A 23455-nucleotide genomic window follows, 5' to 3' on the forward strand; every position below is an offset into this window, starting at 1 on the left:
TCTAAATATCTTAATAAAGCAAGGACACGACTTGCGTGTCCTTATATAATGACTCTCTCAAAGATTATTTCTATCTACTACGTCCGCCACCACTGGAACGGCTTCCTCCGCCACCGCCATAGCTACCTCCGGATGAACGGGAACCTCCCGATGAAGATGTTCCTACTGAACTCCGGCTACTGCTACTACTTCTTGAAGGAGAAAAAGAGCTACTGCTACGCTGAGAACTTCCACTATAATTATTATAAGAACGGGAAGAACTGCTACTCCTTGCGGGTGCCGTATACTGGCGATTCGAAGAACGGGAAGAACCCGAACCGACTGCACTTTCACGAGAGATCCGTGTACGTTCTCCCGTTACAGCAGAAGAACGTGTGGAAGAAGATGTACGTGCAGAAGTTCCTACACTTGTACGACTTCTTACTCCTGTACTCGTACGGCCATTTACACCAGAACTTGTACGACTCCGAACCCCTTCCGACGAACGAACACGTCCCGTACTGCTACTTCGCAAAGAGGTTGCATTTCCACGACCAGCAGAAGTTCGACTACCGACAGATGCACGGGAAGATCCGTTTCCACTTGTACTTGCATACGAACGACGTCCTACGGAAGTTCTCGATCCTATATAATTATGTCTATACGGTGAAGCATAATGATGGTGATGATGCCCCCAAGAGCCACCCCAATATCCACCGCCCCAATAACCAGGCCCCCAGCCCCAAGACGGGCCCCAGTAGCCGGCATAGAAGCCGCCCCAACCCCAGCCGAAGCCGAAGGACGGGCCGTAGCCCCAATAGCGGGCCGGGCTGTAGATCCAGGGATCATACCAACCGCCGTACCAGCCACCATACCATCCGCTGTACCACGGATCATAGTAACCGCCCCAGCCGTTGCCGATGTTCACATTGACACTTACGTTGGCATTGCCATTGGAATAGTCCGTATCGTAGCCATAACCGTAGTACCCGTCACTCAGATACAGATCGACCTGGTCTGCTCCGGCAATCGTAATCTTGCTCGGCGAATGGTAACGGATGATACGCTCGGTATATTCCGTATCCGAACGGCGTTCCTTTTTAGAACCCGAAACGACCGTTGCTTCATTATCCATATCGTCGTTATATTCGGCCAGGACTTCACCCTCCGAATCTTCGTTATACGGCTCTTCCACGTCGACCGAAGTATAGCGGCGGTTATATTCATCTACATCGCGTTCTTCATCAGACACAGCACTCTTGCGTTTGCTTGTGCTGTATGTAGACGCTATTGCCGTGCGTTCCACTTTCTCTTTAGGCTGTATAACCTTCTCTTCTGTTTTTTCTTTCTTATCTTTTTTGCTGGAAGAGAAATACACATCATCAAAGAACTCCTCCTGGGCTGCGGCACTGAAGCCAACCAGAAGCATCACCATCAAAGACGTTAATTTCATGGGTTTCATATTCGTTTCTCCTCTACTTTATAATTTTTCTACTCTTTAGACTAAATACAAGGGGGTAGGTTTAATTACCCTTTCTGCCTCATCAATAAAAACCATCCATTTTATTGACAAATATAGCTGTTTCCAAATAGTTTCCAAGCATTTATATATACTTTAACGATCCGGACCGCTTCATCGCCCGATAATCCCTATTTATAGATAAGATGCTTTGAGGAAAAGAAACGCTGCATGGCATATAGAAAGGGCTACCTACCGCACTAAATTTGGTTTTATACCCATATATTCTGTAATCGCCAGCGGTGATTATAAAATCAGTGCCGGTGATTACATAATCACCGCCGGCGATTTTATAATCAGCGGCGCTGATTACAGAATATATGGGTATCTAACCTAAAATACAAGCCCTGGAAGAAAAGTTTTGTCCCCCGGTTTTCGCCTTTTAGGATGGAATTATTTATTATTCGTGTACTTCACCAGCAATTGGTTCCGGAGATCGCGGTATGTCTGCATGATTTTGTCGGCACACTCCTGTGCGTAGCTATTCAATAAAGCGGCTGCTTTTTTAGGATTTTTCTTCTGCAAACTGATATACTCCTGTTCGATCTCCGCGTTGCGGGTAAAGAAGGATTCTTCCATCGGAGCGCGGGCAGCCAGTAAATCCTTCTTGCCGTCCTGCCAGTTCAGGTAAAGCATATTGTCTACAAAATCGACAGCCCAGCGGGCGGACCGGTCGCTATAGGCATTCGGATCGTAGGTGCTGTAGACTTCCGGAATAGCGGTCGTACCGGTAAAGACCGGGAAATAAGGAGATGTATAAGCATTATCCACAAACACCCAGTAGACTCCGCCAATCTCACGCGGAAGCCAGTTGCGCAACTGGGCAACCATCCCATATTCGCCATCCATACGGGCGACGGCACGGCGGCGGGTTGTCTGCATCTGCTTCTGCATTTCGCGTGTCGGGAACGGGGTAGCCAGTTTGCTCTTCACCGCTTTCCCGTCAGGGCCGGCATAATACCAGGCGGCATCGTTCTCTTTATCATAGATCGTACCTTCAAAGGTGGAACGTTGGAAAGCCATGACATCCTGTACCGTCAACTTCTTTGCCGGAACGATTGAGAACGGATAGGTGCTGAGCGGTTCCACATATTGTGTATACTGATCGAGGTTCTTGAACGGGTCGTTCGTATGGCGTGAAATCCCGGTCATTCCGGGAGCAAACGTCTCGTTGAACAACCAAAAACGGTTTGTCGACCATTCGCGCGGTGTCGGGGCATACACTTCCTGCCACACAAAAGGATGTTTGCCGGAAGGATCATACCAGCCCCGGTCGACCGCTTCCTGCATATAGTTGGATGAAGCCTTGAACTGATCCGGTTTACCGAGATCGATTTCCTTGATAATGCTCCAGTTCGGGATGATAGCAACCTGATCGTCCGGCAACCGTTGTGCTGCCCAGATAACACCCGGCTTACCGCTTTCGGGTGTCCAGCCTTTCCCCACACTGAAGAGTTCGAGCACCCAGACCTTATCCGGATCGGCAAGCGTCAGGCATTCCGATTCGGGTCCGCAAGACGGCAGAAAGCCGTATTCTTCCATCAAAGAGGTGATCAGAGCCAACGCCTCTTCTGCCGTTTTACAACGTTGAAGCGCAAAGACGGCAGCCTGTTCCACGGTCATGATTTGTTTGCCTTCACCCTTATCGACTTGCAGTTCGGGGCGCTGGCTCATGGTGCTTTCACCGATACAAAGCTGGTATTCGTTAATATGGGAATAGGCGGAATGAAAATAGGTGTAGGTTTCTTCCGCCTGCGGGATATATCCCAAAATCTCTCCTTCCCCTTTTTCCGGCTGGTTACGGGTCAGGATGCCATAATAGACAGGCGCCATCGTCCCTTCGGGATATTTCCGGCCGGGGACAACCTGTATACGGCAATCGGGACCGCAATCGGTATGGGAATTCAACACGCTTCCGTCGGCTGTCGCCTTTTTACCGGCAATGACAACCGTACAGGCATCGCCGGTTTGCACAAGGGCGGCTACGGCAAGCATCACTGTAATTAATTTGAGTTTGTTCATGATATGGTAATTAATAAGTTAAATCGGGATATTACTTCACAGAGGCGCGTATCCGGCTAAGCGACTGCGGAGTAATTTGCAGAAATGAAGCGATATGTTTTAACGGGACACGCTGGAAAAGGTCCGGGCGCGTACGCAACAAGGTCTCGTATTGCTCACGGGCATCACTCCAACTGTCATTGATAAAGTAATTCTCATATTCGCGGAGGTAATAATCCAGCAACTTGCGCATCCAGTTTGCCAGATCGAGTGTCTGCTCACAAAGCTCTTCGAGGCGCCGTGCCGGAATGCGCAGCAAAACGGAGTCTTCCACCATTTCAAGATTATAGGCGGCTATCTCACGGTAAGACATGTTCACGATTTCACCGGACGACACGAACCACAAGGTGACATCGCGCATATCACGCTCCACGAACGAACGGGCCAATCCTTCTTTGACGAACCAAACATACGGATCGCGATCTCCTTCATACACCGCAAAACTGCCTTTCGGAGCAAACACTTCCTCCATCCCTTCCGTCAACTTGCGTACCGATTCATCCGACAACGGATAGAGAAGACGCTGTTGGGCGATGAATTTATCCATATCTTTCATGTCATTACCTTATTAAATCGAACGGCAAAGATATTCAATTTTCGGTTCCGCTTATATAACGCGCCAACATATCCCGCATCCTCCCGGTCGCTTTCTGCAACTGCACGTCGACCGTATTGACGCTTATGCCCAAGTCTTTCGCAACCTCGGCATAGGGCTGCTTTTCTTCCCGCACACGGATAAATATTTCACGGCATCGCTCCGGCAGGCGGTCGAGGGCCTTGACATAGTGGGCGAAAAGCTCCTCGCTGACCAGTATGTCTTCGGGCGATTCGCCGGATACGGCCATGCCGTCAAAAGCATCCGCCGTCACGTCTTTCCGGCGTTGTTCTTTTTCGAGATAGTTCAGGGAAGCATTTTTTATCGTGATAAAGAAATAGTCTTCCAGGTTGGCGATATGGTGCAAGGACTCGCGGCGTTCCCATATTTTCAGGAACACATCGAGGACAACCTCCTGCGCCCATTCTTCCGTATGCAGGTAGTAGTAGGCAATACGGAAGAAACGGTCGAAGCAAAGATTATAAAAGCTACGCAGAGCAGTCTGGGAACTCTCTTCTTCGATCTGCCTTAAATATTTTCTTATCTCCTGCTCTGTCATCGTCTCATCTTCTATAACCTGCGCAAAAATAGTCAAATTTTCAAACTATGTCCATCATAATAAAAAAATCCGGGGCGAAGCATAGGGTATTTGCCGGCTGAACCATCTTAGTAATACGAACAAGAGTATTAACTTATTAAACTATATGAGATATGAAAACGATGCATAAACAACTATGGGGATACTTGCTCATTACACTGTTGCTGGCGGGATTCACGCCTCTGCAGGCGCAAACGGATTCGGCTGACGAAGGGAACTATATTACGGTCAGTGGTATTGTAAAAGATAAAAAGAGCAAAAAGAGCCTGGAATATGTCAACATTTCTATTCCGGGCAGTACGACCGGCACGGTCACGAATGCCGACGGTGAGTTTTCCTTCAAGGTAAAGGATTCCATCCATGCCAAAGAAGTGGAGATTTCGCACCTCGGATATTTCAACAGCAAAATAGAACTCAACGGCAAGGATGTGGAAGAACAGACCGTATGGCTGACCCCTTACACGAATATGCTCGACGAGGTTATCATCCATGCCCGCGACCCGCGCTACCTGGTGGAGGAAGCGATAAAGAAGATTCCGGCCAACTACAATTCGAAGCATAGCCTCCTGACCGGATTCTACCGCGAAACAGCCCAGAAAGGACGCCGGTATATCAACATCTCGGAAGCGGTGATCGATATCTACAAAACGCCTTACAGCGAGGGAGTGGACCGCGATCGCGTACAGATATTCAAAGGGCGCAAGCTGCTCAGCCAGAAAGCCAGCGACACATTGGCTGTCAAACTGCTGGGAGGCCCGAACCTGTCCATCTATGTGGATATGGTGAAAAACCCGGATGTCCTGCTCGACCTGGAAAGCCTGCCTTACTATAAATTCAGGATGGAAGAATCGACAACGATCAACGACCGCCCGCAATATGTCATCAATTTCGAACCGCAGGCCATATTGCCGTATGCGCTTTATTACGGAAAACTATATATCGACAAGGAACGGCTCTCTTTCACGCGGGCCGAGTTCTTCCTCGACATGAACGACCGCAACAAGGCCACGCAGGCGATCCTCCGGAAAAAGCCGTTCGGGTTACGGTTCAAACCGGTCGAAGTCTCGTTCCTGGTCAACTATAAGGAGCGCAACGGGCTGACTTATCTGAGTTATATCCGCAACGGCGTCCGTTTCAAATGTGACTGGAAACGCAAATTGTTCTCGACCAATTACACCATCCTTTCGGAAATGGTCGTAACGGACGGTAAGGAAAGCGGCGCAAACACCATCCCCTACAAGATGGCATTCAAGCAGAACCAGTCCTTATCAGACAAGGTTTCCAATTTCGCCGACGAAGATTTCTGGGGTTCCTACAACATCATCGAACCGACGGAATCACTGGAACACGCTGTCAACAAATTGAAGAAGCAACATAAATAATATACGAATTAAACAATATCCCAATTTGCCAATGAATAGATTAATGTATAAATTAGCAACATGAAAGACCTGCTTATACTTACAAAGATCAAAGATGGAGACGTCAAAGCTTTCGAACAAGTTTTCCGTCTGTATTATGTGCCTCTTTGTATGTATGCAGCCAGCATAACCGGAAGAATGGATATTGCGGAAGAGATCGTACAGGAATTATTCTATGTGTTTTGGAAGGAAAGGGAGCGGTTACAACTGTTCCATACGATAAAAAGCTATTTGTATGGAGCCGTGCGTAACCAATCCCTCCAGTACTGGGAACATCAGGATATACGCAACCGCTACCGGGATGCCGTCCTCTCCCGACCGGACAAAGACGACACACGGGACGATCCGCAGGACCAGATCGAATACAAGGAACTGGAAGCCTTGATCAACCGGACGCTTAAGAAACTCCCCGAACGCCGTCTCCGCATATTCCGGATGCATCGTTTTGAAGGGAAGAAATATGCGGAGATCGCTTCCATCCTCTCCCTGTCGGTCAAGACCGTCGAGGCCGAAATGACGAAAGCACTCCGGACATTACGAGACGAATTAGAGATTTATATGAAATATGATTGAAACAGAAAGAAATAAAAGAAAAACAGACCGGGCGTGGAATACGCTGTATCAACGCCTGGATAAAGAAGGTTTGCTTTCGGGCAGGCCGGCTTCGCCATTCAGAAGCCTTGCATGGAAAGGGGGCTTGGCTGCTGCTGCCGTCGCCCTTCTTTGCCTGCTTGTGTCTGTCGTCTACCTGAACAGGTCCGGGCAGGATGCCGACCCGAATCTGCTCACCCGCCAGAACAGTGAGACGGCAACAACACTGGTAACCACCCTTGAGGATGGTTCCGTGGTCTACCTGGCAGGAAATACTTCATTGAAGTTTCCCGAACATTTCTCTCCGGACCGGCGGGAAGTGAGCTTGCAGGGAAACGCCCTGTTCGATGTCGCCGGTAACCGCGCCCGCCCTTTCGTGATTGAAACGGAAGATACGCGTATCGAAGTGTTAGGAACGGCTTTCAATGTGAAAAGCACCGGCAGCTCTCCTTTCGAACTGTCCGTACAGCGGGGGGAAGTGAGAGTGACGTTGAAGAAGAACGGACAGGATATCCACGTAAAAGCAGGGGAAACCGTTACGCTCCTCTCCCGGAGACTGCAATTGAGCACGACGCCCGACCCGGCACTGTTTGACCGCTATACCGAACGAATCCGGTTCAAGGACGAAAAGTTAGGCAATATCCTGCGGGTGATCAATCTGCAAAATCCGGATATCCGGTTGGAGGCAACGCCGGAGCTATGGAACCGGACGCTTACCGTCACCTTCTCCAACGATACGCCCGAAGCAATGGCTGAACTGATCTGCCTTGCCCTCGACCTGAAGAAAACACGGCAGGACAACACGATCCTCCTGTCCAAACAATAATTTTTCATTTTCAATGTCATGATGTCCTCTACATACCGCCTCCTTTTCTTGTGCCTTTGGATGCTTTTGCTTCCGACAGGTCTGTTACGCGCTGGGGAAGGCGATGATGTGCTGGCCCGCATGATTCATTTATCCAAAGAAAAAAATACCGTTTACCGCCTGCTTGACAAAGTATCGGAACAAACCGGCTTTCTCTTTATCTATGACAGCAAGCTGATCGATAATGAAAAAACGGTACGCATCCCGAAAGGCGACTACACCATCCGGCAGGCAATCTACCTGATCGTAGGAAACAAAGAGCTGAACTTGCGTGTCATAGGCGATCACATCCTGATCTCCGGGCCGCAACCCGTCAGGCAAGTGGCTATTCCCGATACCATTCCTCCGAAAGAGACAGACAACCATTTCATTGTCAAAGGGGTTCTGCAGGATAAGCAGACGAATGAACCGATCGAGGCGGGCACTATAGGAGTCCTTAATACTTCAATCGGCAGCATCACCAATGCAAACGGGGAGTTCCGGCTCACGCTGCCCGATTCGCTCCGCCAGTCCACGCTCTACTTCTCCCACCTGGGCTACGAACCCCGCAAGATAGAAGCCTCCCTTCTCGCCGGACAGAACACGGCGATCGCGCTCGATGCCAAAGTGATCCCGATCCAGGAAGTTGTAGTGCGCATTGTCAATCCGCTCCGCCTGCTTCGTGACATGAAGGAAAATATCCGGAAAAACTATCCGCAATCACCCGCTTACCTGACCACTTTCTACCGGGAAGGAATCGAACGGAAAAACAAATTCGTAGGGCTGACGGAAGCGGTATTCAAAATTTACAAATCCGCCTACAAACACAATCCGACACCGGATCAGGTCAAACTGCTCAAAATGCGCCGGATCATCAGCCAACAGGAAAAAGACACGCTCATCGCCCGGATGAAATCGGGAATCAGCGCCAGCCTGAGCCTGGACTTGATAAAGGAATTGCCCGACTTTCTCCTGACGGATGAAAAGATAGAATCTTATATGTATGCCTCTACCGACATCGCCGTGATCGACGACCGGTTAGCCCATGTGATCTATTTCGAGCAAAAAGAGAATATCAACTCCGCCCTTTACCGGGGAGAACTGTATATCGACACGGAAAACAACGCATTGCTCCGCGCCCGCTTCGAAATCAACCCGAAACATATCAAACAAGCTACCGGAATGCTGGTGGAGAAAAAAAGCCGCAACCTGAAAATCACTCCCCAGAAAGTGATTTATACCGTGACATACAAGCCCTACAACGGCCAGTATTACATCAACCATGTCCGGGGCGACCTCTTTTTCAAGATAAAGAAAAGGAAACAATTGTTCGGAACTTTCCCCCTGCATACCTGGTTCGAAATGGTTACTTGCAAAATAGACACGAACCAGGTAAGCCGCTTTGCCCGTAGCGAAGCATTGCCGACACGAACGATCTTTGCGGAAACCCAGTTTGCTTACGACGAAAAGTTCTGGGGTAACTTCAACGTTATCCCACCGGAAGAAAAGCTCAATGAAGCGATCGGGAAAATATCGTCAAAAATAGAAGAGACAGAAGAGTAACCCCCTAAAAATCATAAAGAGGACCTTTTCTCAAAGGTCCTCTTTATAGGTTTTAATAGGTATTAGTCTTTAAGGCAAAAAGATTGTTTAGGTTATCTGCTTGCAAAGATGAGGCATTTTAAATTACTGAACAAATAAAAAAAGATATTATAAAACACATTTTTAAGATTATCGAAACTTATTTGCAGCTTCTTCTATTTTTTAACAATATAGGACTGCTGCCGGAATACCGGCTCAGAGACATCAAAACCACCTCATATCTTTGATTATGAAGCAAATTAATGCATAATATTTTTATTCTGCAACAAAATAGCTCATTTTTACGATAGATCATCCCTGATCTTTGTTTTAAATACATACAAACAGTTACAGATATTTTTAATATTTCAATACATTAAGTACCGCTTCGGGACCCGATTTTTTCAGTAAATTTGCACCCCGTACCGAGGTGACATTAGGTGCAGACATAACATTCTAAAACAGTTTTATCGTATGTATACCGTTATCAAACGTATGGAGATTTCGGCAGCCCATAGCCTGTCGCTTTCCTATCCGAGCAAATGCGAATATCTGCATGGTCACAACTGGATTATCACTGTGCATTGCCGTTCCAAAGAATTAAACGCAGATGGTATGGTGATAGATTTCAGCCATATCAAACGGGTTGTGAAAGATCAGCTCGATCACCGGAACCTCAACGAGGTGCTCCCTTTTAACCCGACAGCCGAGAATATCGCCCGGTGGATATGCGACCAGCTCCCCGCCTGCCATAAAGTAGAAGTTCAGGAATCAGAAGGAAACACGGCGATCTATGAAAAAGATTAACGAGATATTCTACAGCCTTCAGGGTGAAGGCTTCCATACAGGGACGCCTGCCGTCTTCGTCCGCTTCTCCGGATGCAACCTGAAATGCAGCTTTTGCGATACCCGGCATGAGGAAGGAACCTTGATGTCGGATGAAGAGATTTTACAGGCTATTTCGGCTTTTCCTTCAAATGTCGTTATCCTGACAGGGGGCGAACCTTCGCTTTGGATCGACCAAGCGTTTATCGACCTGCTACACCGGGCGGGGAAATATATTTGCATCGAGACTAACGGGACAAACCCGTTGCCGGAAGGTATCGACTGGGTAACCTGTTCCCCGAAAGGGGCTCCTTTGCGAGTAACGCACATGGATGAGGTCAAAGTGGTTTATACGGGACAGGATCTGACGGAATATGCAGGTTTGAAAGCAACCTGGCATTTCCTCCAACCCTGTTCCTGCCGGAATACAAAAGAGGTGGTAGAGTACATCCTCCACCACCCCCAATGGCGTCTCAGCTTGCAGACACACAAGCTGATTAATATCAGTTGAAAGTTGAAAGTGATGGGGATGCGAAGTTAACTTTTAACTTTCAACTTTCAATTTTCAACTATACCGGACTTCCATCCCGCGCACCCCATCATTCACCCGGCCATTGTCGTAGGCCAGTTGCCCGTTGACGAATGTTTTCCAGACGGCATGATGGAATGTGTAGCCTTCGAAGGGAGACCAGCCGCATTTATACAGTATATTTTCTTTTGCCACCGTCCAGGTTTCTTTCGGATCGACCAGGACAAGGTCGGCATAGTAGCCCGGACGGATATAGCCGCGGCGATCCACACGGAAAAGCTCTGCCGGCATGTGCGCCATCTTTTCTACAACCTTCTCGTAAGTGAAACGGCCTTCCATCGCTAACTCCAACATGACAATGAGCGAGTGCTGGATCAGCGGGCCTCCGGAGGCAGCTTTCAGGCAGCTCCCCTCCTTCTCGGAAAGGAGGTGCGGGGCATGGTCGGTCGCCACGATATCGATCGTGTTGTTGTTAACGGCTTCGCGCAACGCCGTACGGTCTGCCAATGTCTTGATAGACGGATTCCATTTGATACGGTTTCCGAACTGTTCATAATCGCCATCGTGGAACCAGAGATGATGCACGCATACTTCACCCGTGATCTTCTTTTCACTGAGCGGGAGCTTGTTGCTTAACAAAGAAAGCTCTTTTGCCGTCGAAAGATGCAGGATATGCAGGCGTGAGTCGAGGCGCGCGGCCAGCTCGGCAGCTTCGGACGAGGAGGCATAGCAGGCTTCCTCGCTACGGATCTTGCTATGGAAAGAGATATCCAGGTCTTCACCGTACAGGCCCGTATAATGGGCGATGTTCCGTTTGATGACCTCCTCCTTTTCGGCATGGATGGCGATAAGCATTCCGGCTTCGCCGAAAATGCGTTCCAGGCTTTCCTTCTTATCGACCAGCATATTACCGGTGGAAGAACCGAGGAAGAGTTTCAGACCCGCCACACGGCTACGGTCCAGTTTACGGATTTCATCCATATTGTCGTTCGTTCCGCCGAAGAAGAAGGAATAGTTGGCAACCGATGTTTCAGCTCCCCGTTGCAACTTCCATTCCAGATCGGCAAGGGTCGTCGTCTGGGGTTTTGTATTCGGCATATCCATAAAGGTGGTCACTCCGCCGGCTACGGCGGCACGGCTTTCGCTGGCGATATCGCCCTTATGCGTCAGTCCCGGTTCACGGAAATGTACCTGGTCGTCGATTGCGCCCGGAAGCAGATACTTCCCCGTGGCATCGATTGCGGTTGCATCCCCGGCCGAAGCCGGAACATCTCCTTCATATACTGCGGCAATCTTATCATCCTCGATCAGCACCGACCCCGTAAAAGTGCGGCCTTCGTTGATGATAGTGGCGTTTTTTATTAATGTCTTATTCATATCTCTTTTATTTTAGTTGTGACAAAGGTACGAAATTCTCCAATTTCAATATTCCCAAAGAAGACGGGATATGGAAGTCCGGTTCGGCAGCATCAGGGACGATCCAGGACGACCAGATCACGCTGTCTTTGGCATCACCGAAATAATCGGCCCGGTAAACACCCATGCGGATCTCGCCGTCCGGAGAGATCAAACCTAATTCTTTTAGCGACTTCAACGAAATAGAACCTTCCACGCGGTAGGAGTCTTTGCCGACATAGGTTGCCAGCTTCAGATCCTTGAAGTTCCAGTTAAAATCAAACTTACGATAGTTATGCGCTTCATAATCCATCACTTTCCCTTGCGGGTCGATCTCTGCACAATAGTAGGTCTTCATCTCCGGGTCCTTGCTCATGAAAAACTCGATCCGGTCGCCATTGCCGACAGAGGCTTCCGTCTTCTCTTCATTATAGACCAAAGTCGTATCAGACACTACATACAGGAAATAGAGATTCTTCTTATCGTGACAGACATAAAAAGCGGTTTCGTCTTTCTTCGCCCCATCCCAGGGAGCGGTCAGCCCTGTTACAACCGGAGCGATTTTCCAATCGTCATGTTTTCCATCCACATTGATCCCCTTGACAAAAGGAGCACTGATAAACGGCTGCACGGAAATGCTTTTCCCCGGTTCATGGCAGGGAGGGAAGACGATCTTTACATCCTGCCCGTTCATTTTAAGTGACAAAAAACGTTGTTTATGAGTCGGATCAGCTGCTTCGATCTGCCAGTTGCCGTTATGCGGACGGAACATATAAATGCCCGGTGTCTGTATATCGACCTGCAAATCTTTCTGCAGGTCCAGCATCTGCGGCTCATAAGCCGTCACATAAAAGCAGTCGCCGACGGCAACCGCCTGGACCGCTTGATCGTTACGGATCACTTGTATATCCTGCACCGGGAAAGCGGCCGTTTTTTCGGCAGTGGAAGCCGGGAGGATCAGATATTGATAACCGGCATTATCTTTTTTTCCATGATCGATATATAGACTGACAATCTCGCCTTCCACCGTTTTAGGAGCGTACGACCCCATAAAGTCGCACCAGCGACCGGAACGCTTTTCCGAGATAGCCACACATGCGGAGGGTTGCAACAAGATATACCCAGTGTTATCATGGAAGAAACATAGTTTTTCCGCGGAAGAAACATACTTTCCTTGTACCGGCAACCAGTCGCCATCGGCATAACGAAGCAAATCGCCGTGTTTCACCCGTTGGTCGATGGAAGTCGTAACCGCCAAAGTGCTATCCGAATGAATCCCGGCTCCAAGGCAAAGGACATAATCACGGGTAAAGATCCAGGACTTATGCGCATGCAAACCATCCCGGTCCAGGATCATTGCCGTCATTCCGGTCTGTCCGTCCGTCACGCCCCCGACAAAGGCTGTCTTGTTTCGCACATGCGCTCCATAGTGGAAAAAGGCGGGTACGGGAGCTTCGCTCTCATAAGAGGTGATGCCCGGAATCTTGCGCCAGTCCCAGAAGGGGAAAATATTCAGATATTCGTCGCCCCGGCAATAGGTGTACAGAGCACCGTCGCCCATATAAAATCCTTTCAGGTTATCTTCGTTCACCAATTCCGTACCGATCACCCGGTCGGAAGCCATCTTGACCGAAGCCATCCAGCCGGAAGAGCGATGAACGGTCTGGTCGGAATCCCAGAAATGCTTATGTCCGGTGAAACCACTCCCTTTTCTCTCCGGCGCATAGTTATCCTGCAGGAATTCGTTCATCTGCCGGATATCATCTCCGGAACTGCCCCGCATCAGGGCGTTTGTCGCAAAGGCCAGGCTGAACGCCTTATGAATCTGTGCGCTATGGAACAGTTGCCGGTCCAGTGCATTGACATCCATATATCCTTTCCAGACAATCCAGCGGTAACCGTTCAGGAGAAAAGCATTCAAGATGCCCTGCTGCTCCTCGTTCAGTGCAAAAACGGTTCCCGCAAACAGGCCGGAATAGGCACTCATCTCCGTCAGGAAAGCCAACCCGTAGTTGCCGAATTGTTGCTGAGGACCGTGTTGGTGGAAGCTCCAGTCGCTCTTGATCCCTTCCTGCATCCCGGTCGTAATTTCGGAAACAATCGTATCACGGGCTGCCTTCACCAGTTCGAAATCGTCTTGCAACAATCCGCGTATCAGCACATTCCCTGCAAGCCATACTTTATTCTGCCCGGTCATGCCGAACTTGGCATTTTCCATCACTTCGACGGCGGCATCCTTTTCCTCCGGGTCCAACCGGTCTTTCATCAGCAAGAAAGCAGGCCCCAATGTTTTAGGAATGCCGATCTGATTGTACCACCAGTTCTTGCATACCGGTTTTTCCCGGAACCAATAGCCAAACGCCTGGTGAATGACAGCTTCGAGCTTCGGCCCCCAATGGCAATCGCCTTCTTCCGCCCTGTAGAGCTTGGCGAGTTCCAGGACACGGTCGGCGTGTTCCTTGACAGACCAGCCCGAACGTTTCTGGTCATTATAGTTAATATCCGGCCAGGAACCGTCTTCCCGGATCGTTTCGATATAATCCGTTATCTTTTCGACGTTAAAGGGATAACGCTGGTGAAGCTCGACAACGACCTGGTCCGAGATCTCCGTTTCAGGTTGTATGCCGGACAAAAGTTCGACCAGAGAAGCGGTCTGTTCGTCATTCGATATAAAAGACCGGATATAGTTTTGCTGAAGCCGTTCCAATTCCTGTTGCGGTGTTTGTGCAAACAAGGGAATCGTCACAAAAGAGAATACAAGCAGAGAAACCTTATTTCGTAAATTCATGGTATATAATTATAGAATATAATACAACATAGCAGCTAAGGCTGCCCCGGCAACCGGTCCCAGAACGGGAATCCAGGCGTATCCCCACTGGCTACCGCCTTTCCCTTTTATCGGCAATAGTGCGTGCATGCAACGGGGAGCCAGGTCACGGGCCGGATTGATCGCATAGCCGGTCGGGCCGCCCAGCGACAACCCGATCACCCAAACGGTAAATGCCACCGGCAATGCCCCTACAGAGCCCAGCCCGATCGGTAACGTGCTGTTGCTATCCTTCAAAGAAAGCTCGCCGCCCGTGATATAGAACACGACAAACATCAGGGCAAACGTACCGACTGCCTCCGTCAGAAAATTAATAGCCGGACTCTTTATCGCCGGACTGGTGCAAAACACACCTAACATCGCATCCGGATCATCCGTCACCTCAAAATGATCTTTATAGACAAGCCAGACCAAAAGCGCGCCTAAAGCCGCACCTAACATTTGAGCGACAATATATTGACACACGTCGCACCAGGGGAAAGTGCCTCCGATAGCCAACCCGATGGAAACGGCCGGATTCAGATGCGCCCCGCTATACGGGCCTGCCACCACCACTCCTATAAACACGCCCAAAGCCCAGGCTGTCGTAATAGCCATCCAGCCTGCACCGTGCCCTTTCGTCTTACTCAGGCACACATTCGCCACAACGCCTCCTCCCATCAGGATCAGAAGCATGGTTCCCAAAAATTCCGCTATAAATGGTGTCATGATATCAGATTTATGATTTATAAATTGCCAATTACTCCGCTGCCCAGTTCAAACTTCTCCCCACCGCCTTGTGCCATTCGGCAAGCAAAGCATCCGCCGTTTCTTCATGCATTTCGGCGCTAAAGATATTATCCAAGGACCACTGGTCTTTCAATTCATCCACATCTTTCCAGTACCCGATCGCAAGTCCTGCCAGATAGGCGGCTCCGAGTGCCGTTGTTTCGAGGACACGCGGACGAACCACCGGACAACGGCAGATATCCGCCTGGAACTGCATCAGGAAGTTATTGGCGATCGCTCCGCCATCCACGCGTATCTCTTTCGGCTTGGCATGTATGTCGTTCTCCATCGCCATCAAAACATCATAGACCTGGTAACAAATGCCTTCCAGGGCGGCACGGGTCAGATGGGCGGCGCTCGTCCCGCGTGTGATCCCGATGATGGCGCCACGGGCATACTGATCCCAGTAAGGAGCGCCCAGCCCGGTCAATGCAGGCACAAAATAGACACCGCCATTATCCGGAACGGAATTAGCCAATTGCTCCGTGACAGCAGCACTCTGTATCAACCCTAATTCATCACGCAGCCATTGAACGACCGCACCTCCGACAAAGACACTTCCTTCCAGCGCATACGTCACTTTGCCGTCCAGCTTCCAGGCAATCGTCGTCAGCAGGTTATTTTGAGACAAAACAGGCTTGCTCCCGGTATTCAGGATCATAAAGCATCCTGTCCCGTATGTCGTCTTGATCATGCCGATGTCCGTACACAGTTGGCCGAACAGGGCGGCTTGCTGGTCACCCGCCATTCCCGAAACAGGGATGCCGGTCTTAAATATAGGGGTGGAAGTCTCGCAATATACCTCGCTGCTGCTCTTCACTTCAGGCATCATGGATGCCGGGATTTGGAAAAGGTCGAGCAGTTCCTTATCCCATTCCTGCGTATGGATATTGAACAACATCGTACGGGAGGCATTCGTTATATCCGTAATAAATTCGGTTCCGCGGGTCAGTTTCCAGACCAGCCAGGAATCGACCGTACCGAAACAAAGTTCCCCACGCTCGGCACGTTCCCGGACTCCTTTCACATGATCCAGAATCCAACGTATCTTCGTTGCGGAGAAATAAGCATCGATCACCAATCCCGTCTTTTGCTGGATCAGGGAAGCATAGCCTTTTGCTTTCAGGTCTTCGCAATAGTCTGCCGTACGCCGGTCCTGCCAGACGATGGCGTTATAGACCGGAAAACCGGTCTCACGGTCCCATATGATCGTCGTTTCGCGCTGGTTGGCAATGCCGATGCAAGCTATATGTGCATCCGTCACATCGGCTTTTGCCATCGCTTCTTTGATGGCTGACGACTGTGTGTACCAGATTTCGTTCGGATCATGCTCCACCCAGCCGGGCTTAGGGAAATACTGCTGGAATGTTTTCTGCGCCAACGTAATGATATTACCCTGATGGCTGAAAAGGATGGCTCTCGAAGAGGTCGTGCCCTGGTCGATAGCCAGCACGTATTTATTTCTGAAATTCATATTTTTTGTTTCATTAGGTTATCAATTCAATATATAATTTGAAGCTACCCGGCCGAAGTCTTTAAGCTGGGCGGCCTGCCATGTTTCGTCCTTCCGCCGTTCTTTTGCTAAAATAGCGACCACGGCAGGAGCCATTTGCATCGCGGCACGTGCGTCCATAAAGAGTATACGCAACCGGCGCGCCAAGACATCCTCCAGTGTCCGTGCCATTTCGTTCCGGACGATCCAGGTGACCTCTCCTTTGGTAAAAGCATATTGGGGATGCAGCCTTTCGCCCATCTCCGGCGAGGAAGCCGTTAAAGTCCGTATCTCATCCGCATCCGTCCCGTATACATACAACGGATCGGAGAAGTCAGGATTCGGCCGGGAACCATGGACAGGATAATGCTCCGTCACACACTCCCGTGTCGGGATATGCATATAACGGATCGCATAGTCCAACGTGTCCTGTGCCATCTTCCTATATGTTGTCCATTTTCCCCCGATAATCGTTATTAAACCGGATTTTTCACGAATCAGTTTATGGCTCCTGGATATCTCCTTTGTTTTCTTACCTTCATTACGGGGAGCAGCAAGCGGACGGAGACCTGCAAATACGGAAAGCACATCGCTTCGCCGGGGAGCCCGTGCCAGGTACTTCCCTGCGGTATCGAGTATAAATTGTATTTCCTGTTCGAGTGCGACCGGTTCCGTCCCGGCATGCTCCATCAACGTGTCGGTCGTGCCGACCACAACTTTATTATGCCAGGGGACGGCAAAGAGCACGCGCCCGTCGGATGTCTTCGGGATCATCACGGCACAATCGCTCTCCAGGAAAGAAGCATCTAAAATCAGATGCACTCCCTGGCTGGGACGTACGGTGGGGCGATTGCCCGGCTTGTCCATCTGCAGGATATCATCGGCAAAAACACCTGTTGCATTGATCACGGAACGGGCTTGCACGGAATAGACCGTACCCGTTTCTTCGTCGCGGACCTGCACACCGGAAATTTGACCTTCTTCTTTCAGGAGAGAGATTACATTCATATAATTCAAGACACATGCACCGGCATCGACCGCCGTACGGACGAGGTTAATGGCCAGGCGTGAATCGTCAAACTGTCCGTCATGATAAAGCACACCCGCTGTCATTCCCTCGCGGCGAAGCATCGGGACTGTCCGGCTCACACGTTTAGGACCGATACAGACAGATCTTCCGAGACTGAGACCACGCGCCATCAGATCATAAAGAACCAGACCGATCGTATAAAAAGGCCCCTCCCACCAACGGTAGCAAGGGATCAGGAAAAGTTGGTCTTTCACTAAATGGGGAGCATTATGCCGGAGCAAACCCCGCTCACGAAGCGCTTCACGAACCAAAGCGATATCGCCTTGTGCCAGATAACGGACACCTCCATGCACCAGTTTCGTACTCCGGCTGGAAGTTCCCTTCGTAAAGTCCGAGCGCTCAAACAAAGCCACACTGTATCCGCGGGTCACAGCATCGAGCGCCACACCCAGACCGGTAGCGCCGCCGCCAATCACGACAAAATCAAAGATCTTGCCTTTGTCATACAATTGAGAAATAATAGATTCCCGTTCCATATCCCGCGTCATTAAAAGTTAACACTTACAAATCTAACAAATAAATTCCGATTATGGTTCCACCACCATGAAAAAGAAACACACGGGCATAAAAAAAGAAATGCATGGGCATGGAATGACAATTCCACAACCATGCATTTTATTCATTGCACTCAAAGGCAAACCTGCCCTTTACTCAAACATCTTATCGATGCCACCCACATCTGTCGGCGTTTGCTTCCGTTCCTCTTCGGTCGTCATCTTACACGGATTCTGATATTGTTCGGGGATCTCGAAATCTTCTTCCTGCGAATAGCCTAACGTTTTGTCCGCATAGACCTTCTGCATATAAAGCCCATAGATCGGCAAAGCCATACTGGCCCCCTGTCCTTCCGACATCCGGTCGAAGTGGATGGAGCGGTCTTCGCCTCCGACCCATACTCCGGACACTAAGCTCGGCGTAAAGCCCATAAACCAACCGTCGGAGTTATTCTGTGTCGTACCAGTCTTTCCTCCCATCGGCGCCTTGATGCCATAACGGAAGCGGACACGGCTACCAGTACCGCCATCTATTACATTCTTCAACATGTGGAGCATTTTATAGGAAGCATCTTCCGTCAGCACCTCGCTCATCTGGGGATTGAAGTTGGCAATCGTATTTCCTGACATATCTTCTATACGGGTCACATACAACGGTTCGACACGTATTCCTTTATTGGCAAATGTCGTATAGCCACTTACCATTTCGCCCACCGACACATCCGGAGTACCCAGACAAATCGAAATCACCGGGTCCATCTCGTTCTTCAAACCGAACGAATGGAGCAGACGGACGAACGTATAAGGAGATAACTGGCTCATCAACCAGGCAGTCACCCAGTTGTCCGAGTTCTGCAACCCCCACTGTACGGAAACCATCTCGCCTATCAGTTTCTTATTCGCATTACGGGGTTCCCAAAGCCTGCCATTCTCATCGGTCAGCCGTTGTTGCACATGCAGCATCTCGTCGCAAGGGCTGATTCCCTCGATCATCGCCAGCGAATAAAGGAAGGGCTTGATAGTAGAACCGATCTGGCGACGTCCGCCATTTACCATGTCGTACTGGAAATCATTATAATCGATACCTCCCACATAAGCCTTTACATGGCCGGTACGCGGGTCCATCGACATAAATCCGGTACGCAGGAAACTCTTATGATAACGGATCGAATCCATCGGCGACATGATCGTATCGATCGCCCCGTTCCAACTGAATACACGCATTTCGACAGGTTTGTCGAAAGCTGCTTTTATCTCTTTTTCACTCGCCCCGCCTTTTTTCATCGCGCGATAGCGGTCGGTCTGATGCATCGCACGCATAAAGATCGTATCGACTTCACCTTGCCGCAAATCACGTGAGAACGGAGCATAGCTCTTACCTTTCTTTTCTTTGAAGAAAGCGGGCTGCAAATACTCCCCGATATGTTCACGAACAGCATCTTCGGCATATTTCTGCATACGGGAATCGATCGTCGTATAGATTTTCAATCCATCCGTGTACAAGTTATAAAACTCTCCGTCCGGCTTCTTGTTCTTGTTGCACCAGCCATACATCGGGTTTGTTTCCCAAGCTACCGAGTCCTCTTTGAACTGTTGCATCTGCCATCCCCTGTAATTTTTGCGTTCGGGCTTTTTAGCCGTCAGGGTCAGACGCAGGAATTCACGGAAATAAGGCGCCAGACCGTCTTTATGGTCCATACGGTTGAAATGTATGGTAAGAGGCAATTTTTTCAGAGAATCGCATTCGGCCTGCGTGATGTAACCGGCTTTCAACATTTGTTCCAGAACCGTGTTCCGGCGTCCGCGCGTCCGGTCGTTATGCCGCACAGGATTGAAATAAGAAGGGTTCTTACACATCCCGACCAGCGTAGCGGCTTCCTCTATCTTCAATGTCTTGGGGGTTTTCCCGAAATAAACACGGGCAGCCGATTGTATTCCGACTGCATTGTAAAGGAAGTCGAACTTGTTCAAATACATATTGATAATCTCTTCCTTCGTATAGAAACGCTCCAACTGTACGGCAATCACCCATTCGATCGGTTTCTGGAATAAACGCTCCATCACATTGTCCGCACTCGGCGAGAAAAGCTGTTTAGCCAACTGCTGCGTAATGGTACTACCGCCACCGCCACTTTTCTGCATCAGGATCCCACGTTTCACAACCGCCCGGAACAAGCCCTGCGCGTCGATTCCGCTATGCTCTGCAAAGCGGACATCTTCGGTTGCAATCAATGCCTTCACCAAATCCGGCGAAAGGTCGTTATAGTTGACGAAAATACGATTGTCCTGACTATGGGCATAAGTAGCAAGTGTCTTTCCATCGGAAGAGATTACCTGTGAAGCGTATTTATCAATCGGATTTTCAAGCTGCTCGACCGGAGGCATATAGCCTATCGAGCCTTTGGCTATTGCTGAAAACAATAAAACTACAGCACCTACTGCTATGGCAAACAGCACCCAGAACGAAATTATAATACCTTTTGTTATCTTTGAAGCCACTTTTCTCTATCTTTCTTGTTTTGGGCACAAAGGTAATAATTTATAAGACACTCCTTCACCACTGTATCAAGCAATTTATGTTAAACCAAATACTTCGCCAATAAATAGCCGCCACCTAACAACCAGATATACAATACTGCCGCCAAGACAAAAGGCTTCGCCCCGGCTTTTTTAAACTTCTCGATGCTGGTTTCCGTCCCCAACGCCGTCATCGCCATCGTCAACATAAACGTATCTATATTATTGATTCCGTCCACAACCGTATGAGGCAACAGGTCAAAGGAGTTGAAACCGATCACAGCCAGGAAACCGAAAGCGAACCAGGGGATCGTGATCTTCCCCCGTTTGCCAACCTCATTCCCTATTCCTTTCACCCCGTTGGAAACCGCTTTCACAGCCGTACGTGCCAAAACAAAACTCATTATCACCAGCACCGGCGCCAGCATCATGACACGGATCATCTTCACGATAATGGCAGAGTCCGAAATTTCTTTCCCCATTGCATTACCAGCGCCAACCACATGCGCCACCTCATGAAGCGTAGACCCCGTGTAGAGCCCCATCTGCTCAGGTGACAGGTCCAGAATGCCGGCACGATACATGGCCGGATAGAGAAACATGGACAAAGTCCCGAAAATAACGACCGTCGAAACGGCAACAGCTGTTTTATGCGGCTCGCCCTTCACCACCGGTTCGGCTCCCAGCACGGCAGCAGCTCCGCAAATGGCACTACCGGTCGAAGTCAAAAGGGCAAGATCACGGTCCATCTTTAGCAGACGTCCCACAAACATGCCTATAAAGATCGTAGCGGCTACGATGATCACATCGATCAGGATGGCATGAAGCCCGATCGCCACCACACTCTGGAATGTCAGCCTGAAACCATACAACACGATACCTGCACGCAAAACCTGTTTCGTGCAGAACAGGATACCAGGAACCCAAGTCTCCGGCAAATGGTTACGCAAACTGTTCGCATAGATCATGCCTAATATGATTCCGACAATCAGCGGACTGAAAGAAAGATTTTTGACAAAGGGAAACTCCGCAATATAAAAAGCAGAGCATGAGAAGAGGGTTATCAACAGGACACCATGAAGTACGTTACTCCTTTTTTCGCTAAACATATTCAATTAAGTTTAAAATCCATTACTTTTTCAAAACCGACGCAAAAGTAAAGTTTTTTCACTACTCCCTGCCCTAATAAGTTTTTATGGAGTATAACATCAGGTTATTGCCAGGCTTGGCGAGCATAACGGATAAAACTTTCTTCCACTCCCCCGTTCTGTCCCTGTGGCTCGGCAAAGGCAAACATCCGCTCGGCATGGAACCCTTCCACATCGATCACCTTCAGCCGTCCGGACATCAGTTCACGGGTCACGGCACGAATAGAAACAATTCCTAACGCGTCAGAGTTCTCCAAAAACAATTTTATACTCTCGGTACTTCCCATTTGCAACAATACGTTCAGTTGTGACAATTTGACTTGATGCTCCGCCAAAGCAGCCTCCACCACGTCGAGAGTCCCCGATCCGTTCTCACGGAGGACAAGCGGCAACGTACTTAGCTGCTCGATCGTAATCTCGTCGTAAACAGCCAGTGAACTCCCCGTATGTGTCACGACAACCAGTTCGTCTTTCATAAAGGGGGTATAATGAAGCGTGCTCTGATGGGCGGTCCCTTCCACCAGTCCGAGAGTGATTTTCCCTTCTCTCAAAGCCTGTTCTATGTCGCGGCTGTTTCCATTCTGCAAAGAGATTTTAATCTCCGGAAATTTTTTTATAAAAGAGGAAAGAACGGGAGGAAGCACATATTGCGAGATAGTCGTACTGGCTCCCAACCTCAACTCCCCGCTAAAATTATCCGTCAGCAGGTTCATCTCGAAATCCATCTGCCGGTAAGCAGAAAGCAACTGTTTCGTATGCGACAGCAACAATTCGCCTGCATGGGTCAGTTCGATACGGCTTCCGACCCGGTCGAACAAGGGTGTCTTATACTGCACCTCCAACTCGTGAATATGCTTGCTGATGGCAGGTTGACTGATAAACAACTCTTTTGAAGCCTTCGTAAAGCTCAAATTCGTGGCCACACTGTGAAATACTTTCAAACGGAAATCCATAAATATATTACTTTTTACTTTACCAAACTCATTAACGTATTTTCTGGCAAATGTTTCATGACGATTACAAAGATACAAAAATGTCACTACTACCCCATCTAAATCGGATGGGTCTTGTTCACATTTGCTGCCTTATACACAAATCATCATTCTTTTGAGAAGTTCTATGCTTGCTCGTCCATAACACATTCTTTTAATCATCTTTAATTTGTTGACAAATCCTTCGGT

18 protein-coding genes are annotated in these 23455 nt (G+C 49.2%); 6 read left to right on the top strand and 12 right to left on the bottom strand.

The window, feature by feature from the left end; all coding sequences use genetic code 11:
- Positions 1-70 precede the first annotated feature (70 nt).
- The 4 genes from H8S65_RS17455 to H8S65_RS17470 form a co-directional block, all read right to left on the bottom strand.
- Complete coding sequence (locus H8S65_RS17455) at positions 71-1432, bottom strand: hypothetical protein (RefSeq protein WP_186931141.1); 1362 nt, start codon at positions 1430-1432, stop codon at positions 71-73.
- A gap of 459 nt (positions 1433-1891) precedes the next feature.
- Complete coding sequence (locus tag H8S65_RS17460; protein ID WP_186931142.1) at positions 1892-3520, bottom strand: dipeptidase; 1629 nt, start codon at positions 3518-3520, stop codon at positions 1892-1894.
- A 31-nt stretch (positions 3521-3551) separates the two neighbouring features.
- On the bottom strand, positions 3552-4106 hold the full coding sequence (locus tag H8S65_RS17465; RefSeq protein WP_186931158.1) for a Crp/Fnr family transcriptional regulator: 555 nt from the start codon (positions 4104-4106) through the stop codon (positions 3552-3554).
- A 43-nt stretch (positions 4107-4149) separates the two neighbouring features.
- The gene (locus H8S65_RS17470) at positions 4150-4713 is read right to left on the bottom strand and encodes an RNA polymerase sigma-70 factor (RefSeq protein ID WP_186931143.1); all 564 of its coding nucleotides are present in this window, start codon (positions 4711-4713) and stop codon (positions 4150-4152) included.
- A 152-nt stretch (positions 4714-4865) separates the two neighbouring features.
- Between H8S65_RS17470 and H8S65_RS17475 the strand changes: the two genes are divergently transcribed.
- The 6 genes from H8S65_RS17475 (at position 4866) to H8S65_RS17500 (ending at position 10525) form a co-directional block, all read left to right on the top strand.
- A complete protein-coding gene (locus H8S65_RS17475) occupies positions 4866-6134 on the top strand; it encodes a carboxypeptidase-like regulatory domain-containing protein (RefSeq protein WP_186931144.1) in 1269 nt (422 codons plus the stop codon).
- A gap of 60 nt (positions 6135-6194) precedes the next feature.
- Entirely contained in the window at positions 6195-6746 is a 552-nt protein-coding gene (locus tag H8S65_RS17480; RefSeq protein WP_186931145.1) for an RNA polymerase sigma-70 factor, read from the top strand.
- Positions 6739-7590, top strand: coding sequence for a FecR family protein (locus tag H8S65_RS17485; RefSeq protein WP_186931146.1), 852 nt, complete (start codon positions 6739-6741; stop codon positions 7588-7590). The genes H8S65_RS17480 and H8S65_RS17485 overlap by 8 nt, the downstream gene beginning before the upstream one ends.
- 21 nt (positions 7591-7611) lie before the next feature.
- Positions 7612-9171, top strand: coding sequence for an STN and carboxypeptidase regulatory-like domain-containing protein (locus H8S65_RS17490; protein ID WP_436277886.1), 1560 nt, complete (start codon positions 7612-7614; stop codon positions 9169-9171).
- A 492-nt stretch (positions 9172-9663) separates the two neighbouring features.
- Positions 9664-9996, top strand: coding sequence for a 6-carboxytetrahydropterin synthase QueD (gene queD, locus H8S65_RS17495; protein WP_186931147.1), 333 nt, complete (start codon positions 9664-9666; stop codon positions 9994-9996).
- Entirely contained in the window at positions 9983-10525 is a 543-nt protein-coding gene (locus H8S65_RS17500) for a 7-carboxy-7-deazaguanine synthase QueE (protein WP_186931148.1), read from the top strand. The genes queD and H8S65_RS17500 overlap by 14 nt, the downstream gene beginning before the upstream one ends.
- A gap of 54 nt (positions 10526-10579) precedes the next feature.
- Here the strand turns inward: H8S65_RS17500 and H8S65_RS17505 are convergent, their stop codons facing one another.
- The 8 genes from H8S65_RS17505 to H8S65_RS17540 form a co-directional block, all read right to left on the bottom strand.
- The gene (locus H8S65_RS17505) at positions 10580-11920 is read right to left on the bottom strand and encodes a dihydroorotase (RefSeq protein ID WP_186931149.1); all 1341 of its coding nucleotides are present in this window, start codon (positions 11918-11920) and stop codon (positions 10580-10582) included.
- A 7-nt stretch (positions 11921-11927) separates the two neighbouring features.
- Positions 11928-14726, bottom strand: a complete 2799-nt coding sequence (locus tag H8S65_RS17510; RefSeq protein ID WP_186931150.1) for a polysaccharide lyase family 8 super-sandwich domain-containing protein — start codon at positions 14724-14726, stop codon at positions 11928-11930.
- Between the two features lie 9 nt (positions 14727-14735).
- The gene (locus H8S65_RS17515) at positions 14736-15473 is read right to left on the bottom strand and encodes an MIP/aquaporin family protein (RefSeq protein ID WP_186931151.1); all 738 of its coding nucleotides are present in this window, start codon (positions 15471-15473) and stop codon (positions 14736-14738) included.
- Between the two features lie 31 nt (positions 15474-15504).
- Entirely contained in the window at positions 15505-17007 is a 1503-nt protein-coding gene (glpK, locus tag H8S65_RS17520; RefSeq protein ID WP_186931152.1) for a glycerol kinase GlpK, read from the bottom strand.
- A 21-nt stretch (positions 17008-17028) separates the two neighbouring features.
- Entirely contained in the window at positions 17029-18591 is a 1563-nt protein-coding gene (locus H8S65_RS17525) for a glycerol-3-phosphate dehydrogenase/oxidase (protein ID WP_186931153.1), read from the bottom strand.
- Between the two features lie 171 nt (positions 18592-18762).
- On the bottom strand, positions 18763-21108 hold the full coding sequence (locus H8S65_RS17530; protein ID WP_186931154.1) for a transglycosylase domain-containing protein: 2346 nt from the start codon (positions 21106-21108) through the stop codon (positions 18763-18765).
- 80 nt (positions 21109-21188) lie between these two features.
- Entirely contained in the window at positions 21189-22235 is a 1047-nt protein-coding gene (locus H8S65_RS17535; protein WP_186931155.1) for a YeiH family protein, read from the bottom strand.
- A 104-nt stretch (positions 22236-22339) separates the two neighbouring features.
- On the bottom strand, positions 22340-23227 hold the full coding sequence (locus H8S65_RS17540) for a LysR family transcriptional regulator (RefSeq protein ID WP_186931156.1): 888 nt from the start codon (positions 23225-23227) through the stop codon (positions 22340-22342).
- Positions 23228-23455: the final 228 nt, after the last annotated feature.

Origin of the sequence: Parabacteroides hominis (assembly GCF_014287585.1) — a bacterium.
Taxonomy (GTDB): Bacteria; Bacteroidota; Bacteroidia; order Bacteroidales; family Tannerellaceae; genus Parabacteroides; species Parabacteroides hominis.

Coding starts and splice junctions, on each gene's coding strand:
- H8S65_RS17455 (WP_186931141.1), bottom strand. CDS start 1,432: ATGAAATTAACGTCTTTGATGGTGATGCTTCTGGTTGGCTTCAGTGCC.
- H8S65_RS17460 (WP_186931142.1), bottom strand. CDS start 3,520: ATGAACAAACTCAAATTAATTACAGTGATGCTTGCCGTAGCCGCCCTT.
- H8S65_RS17465 (WP_186931158.1), bottom strand. CDS start 4,106: ATGGATAAATTCATCGCCCAACAGCGTCTTCTCTATCCGTTGTCGGAT.
- H8S65_RS17470 (WP_186931143.1), bottom strand. CDS start 4,713: ATGACAGAGCAGGAGATAAGAAAATATTTAAGGCAGATCGAAGAAGAG.
- H8S65_RS17475 (WP_186931144.1), top strand. CDS start 4,866: ATGAAAACGATGCATAAACAACTATGGGGATACTTGCTCATTACACTG.
- H8S65_RS17480 (WP_186931145.1), top strand. CDS start 6,195: ATGAAAGACCTGCTTATACTTACAAAGATCAAAGATGGAGACGTCAAA.
- H8S65_RS17485 (WP_186931146.1), top strand. CDS start 6,739: ATGATTGAAACAGAAAGAAATAAAAGAAAAACAGACCGGGCGTGGAAT.
- H8S65_RS17490 (WP_436277886.1), top strand. CDS start 7,612: ATGTCCTCTACATACCGCCTCCTTTTCTTGTGCCTTTGGATGCTTTTG.
- queD (WP_186931147.1), top strand. CDS start 9,664: ATGTATACCGTTATCAAACGTATGGAGATTTCGGCAGCCCATAGCCTG.
- H8S65_RS17500 (WP_186931148.1), top strand. CDS start 9,983: ATGAAAAAGATTAACGAGATATTCTACAGCCTTCAGGGTGAAGGCTTC.
- H8S65_RS17505 (WP_186931149.1), bottom strand. CDS start 11,920: ATGAATAAGACATTAATAAAAAACGCCACTATCATCAACGAAGGCCGC.
- H8S65_RS17510 (WP_186931150.1), bottom strand. CDS start 14,726: ATGAATTTACGAAATAAGGTTTCTCTGCTTGTATTCTCTTTTGTGACG.
- H8S65_RS17515 (WP_186931151.1), bottom strand. CDS start 15,473: ATGACACCATTTATAGCGGAATTTTTGGGAACCATGCTTCTGATCCTG.
- glpK (WP_186931152.1), bottom strand. CDS start 17,007: ATGAATTTCAGAAATAAATACGTGCTGGCTATCGACCAGGGCACGACC.
- H8S65_RS17525 (WP_186931153.1), bottom strand. CDS start 18,591: ATGGAACGGGAATCTATTATTTCTCAATTGTATGACAAAGGCAAGATC.
- H8S65_RS17535 (WP_186931155.1), bottom strand. CDS start 22,235: ATGTTTAGCGAAAAAAGGAGTAACGTACTTCATGGTGTCCTGTTGATA.
- H8S65_RS17540 (WP_186931156.1), bottom strand. CDS start 23,227: ATGGATTTCCGTTTGAAAGTATTTCACAGTGTGGCCACGAATTTGAGC.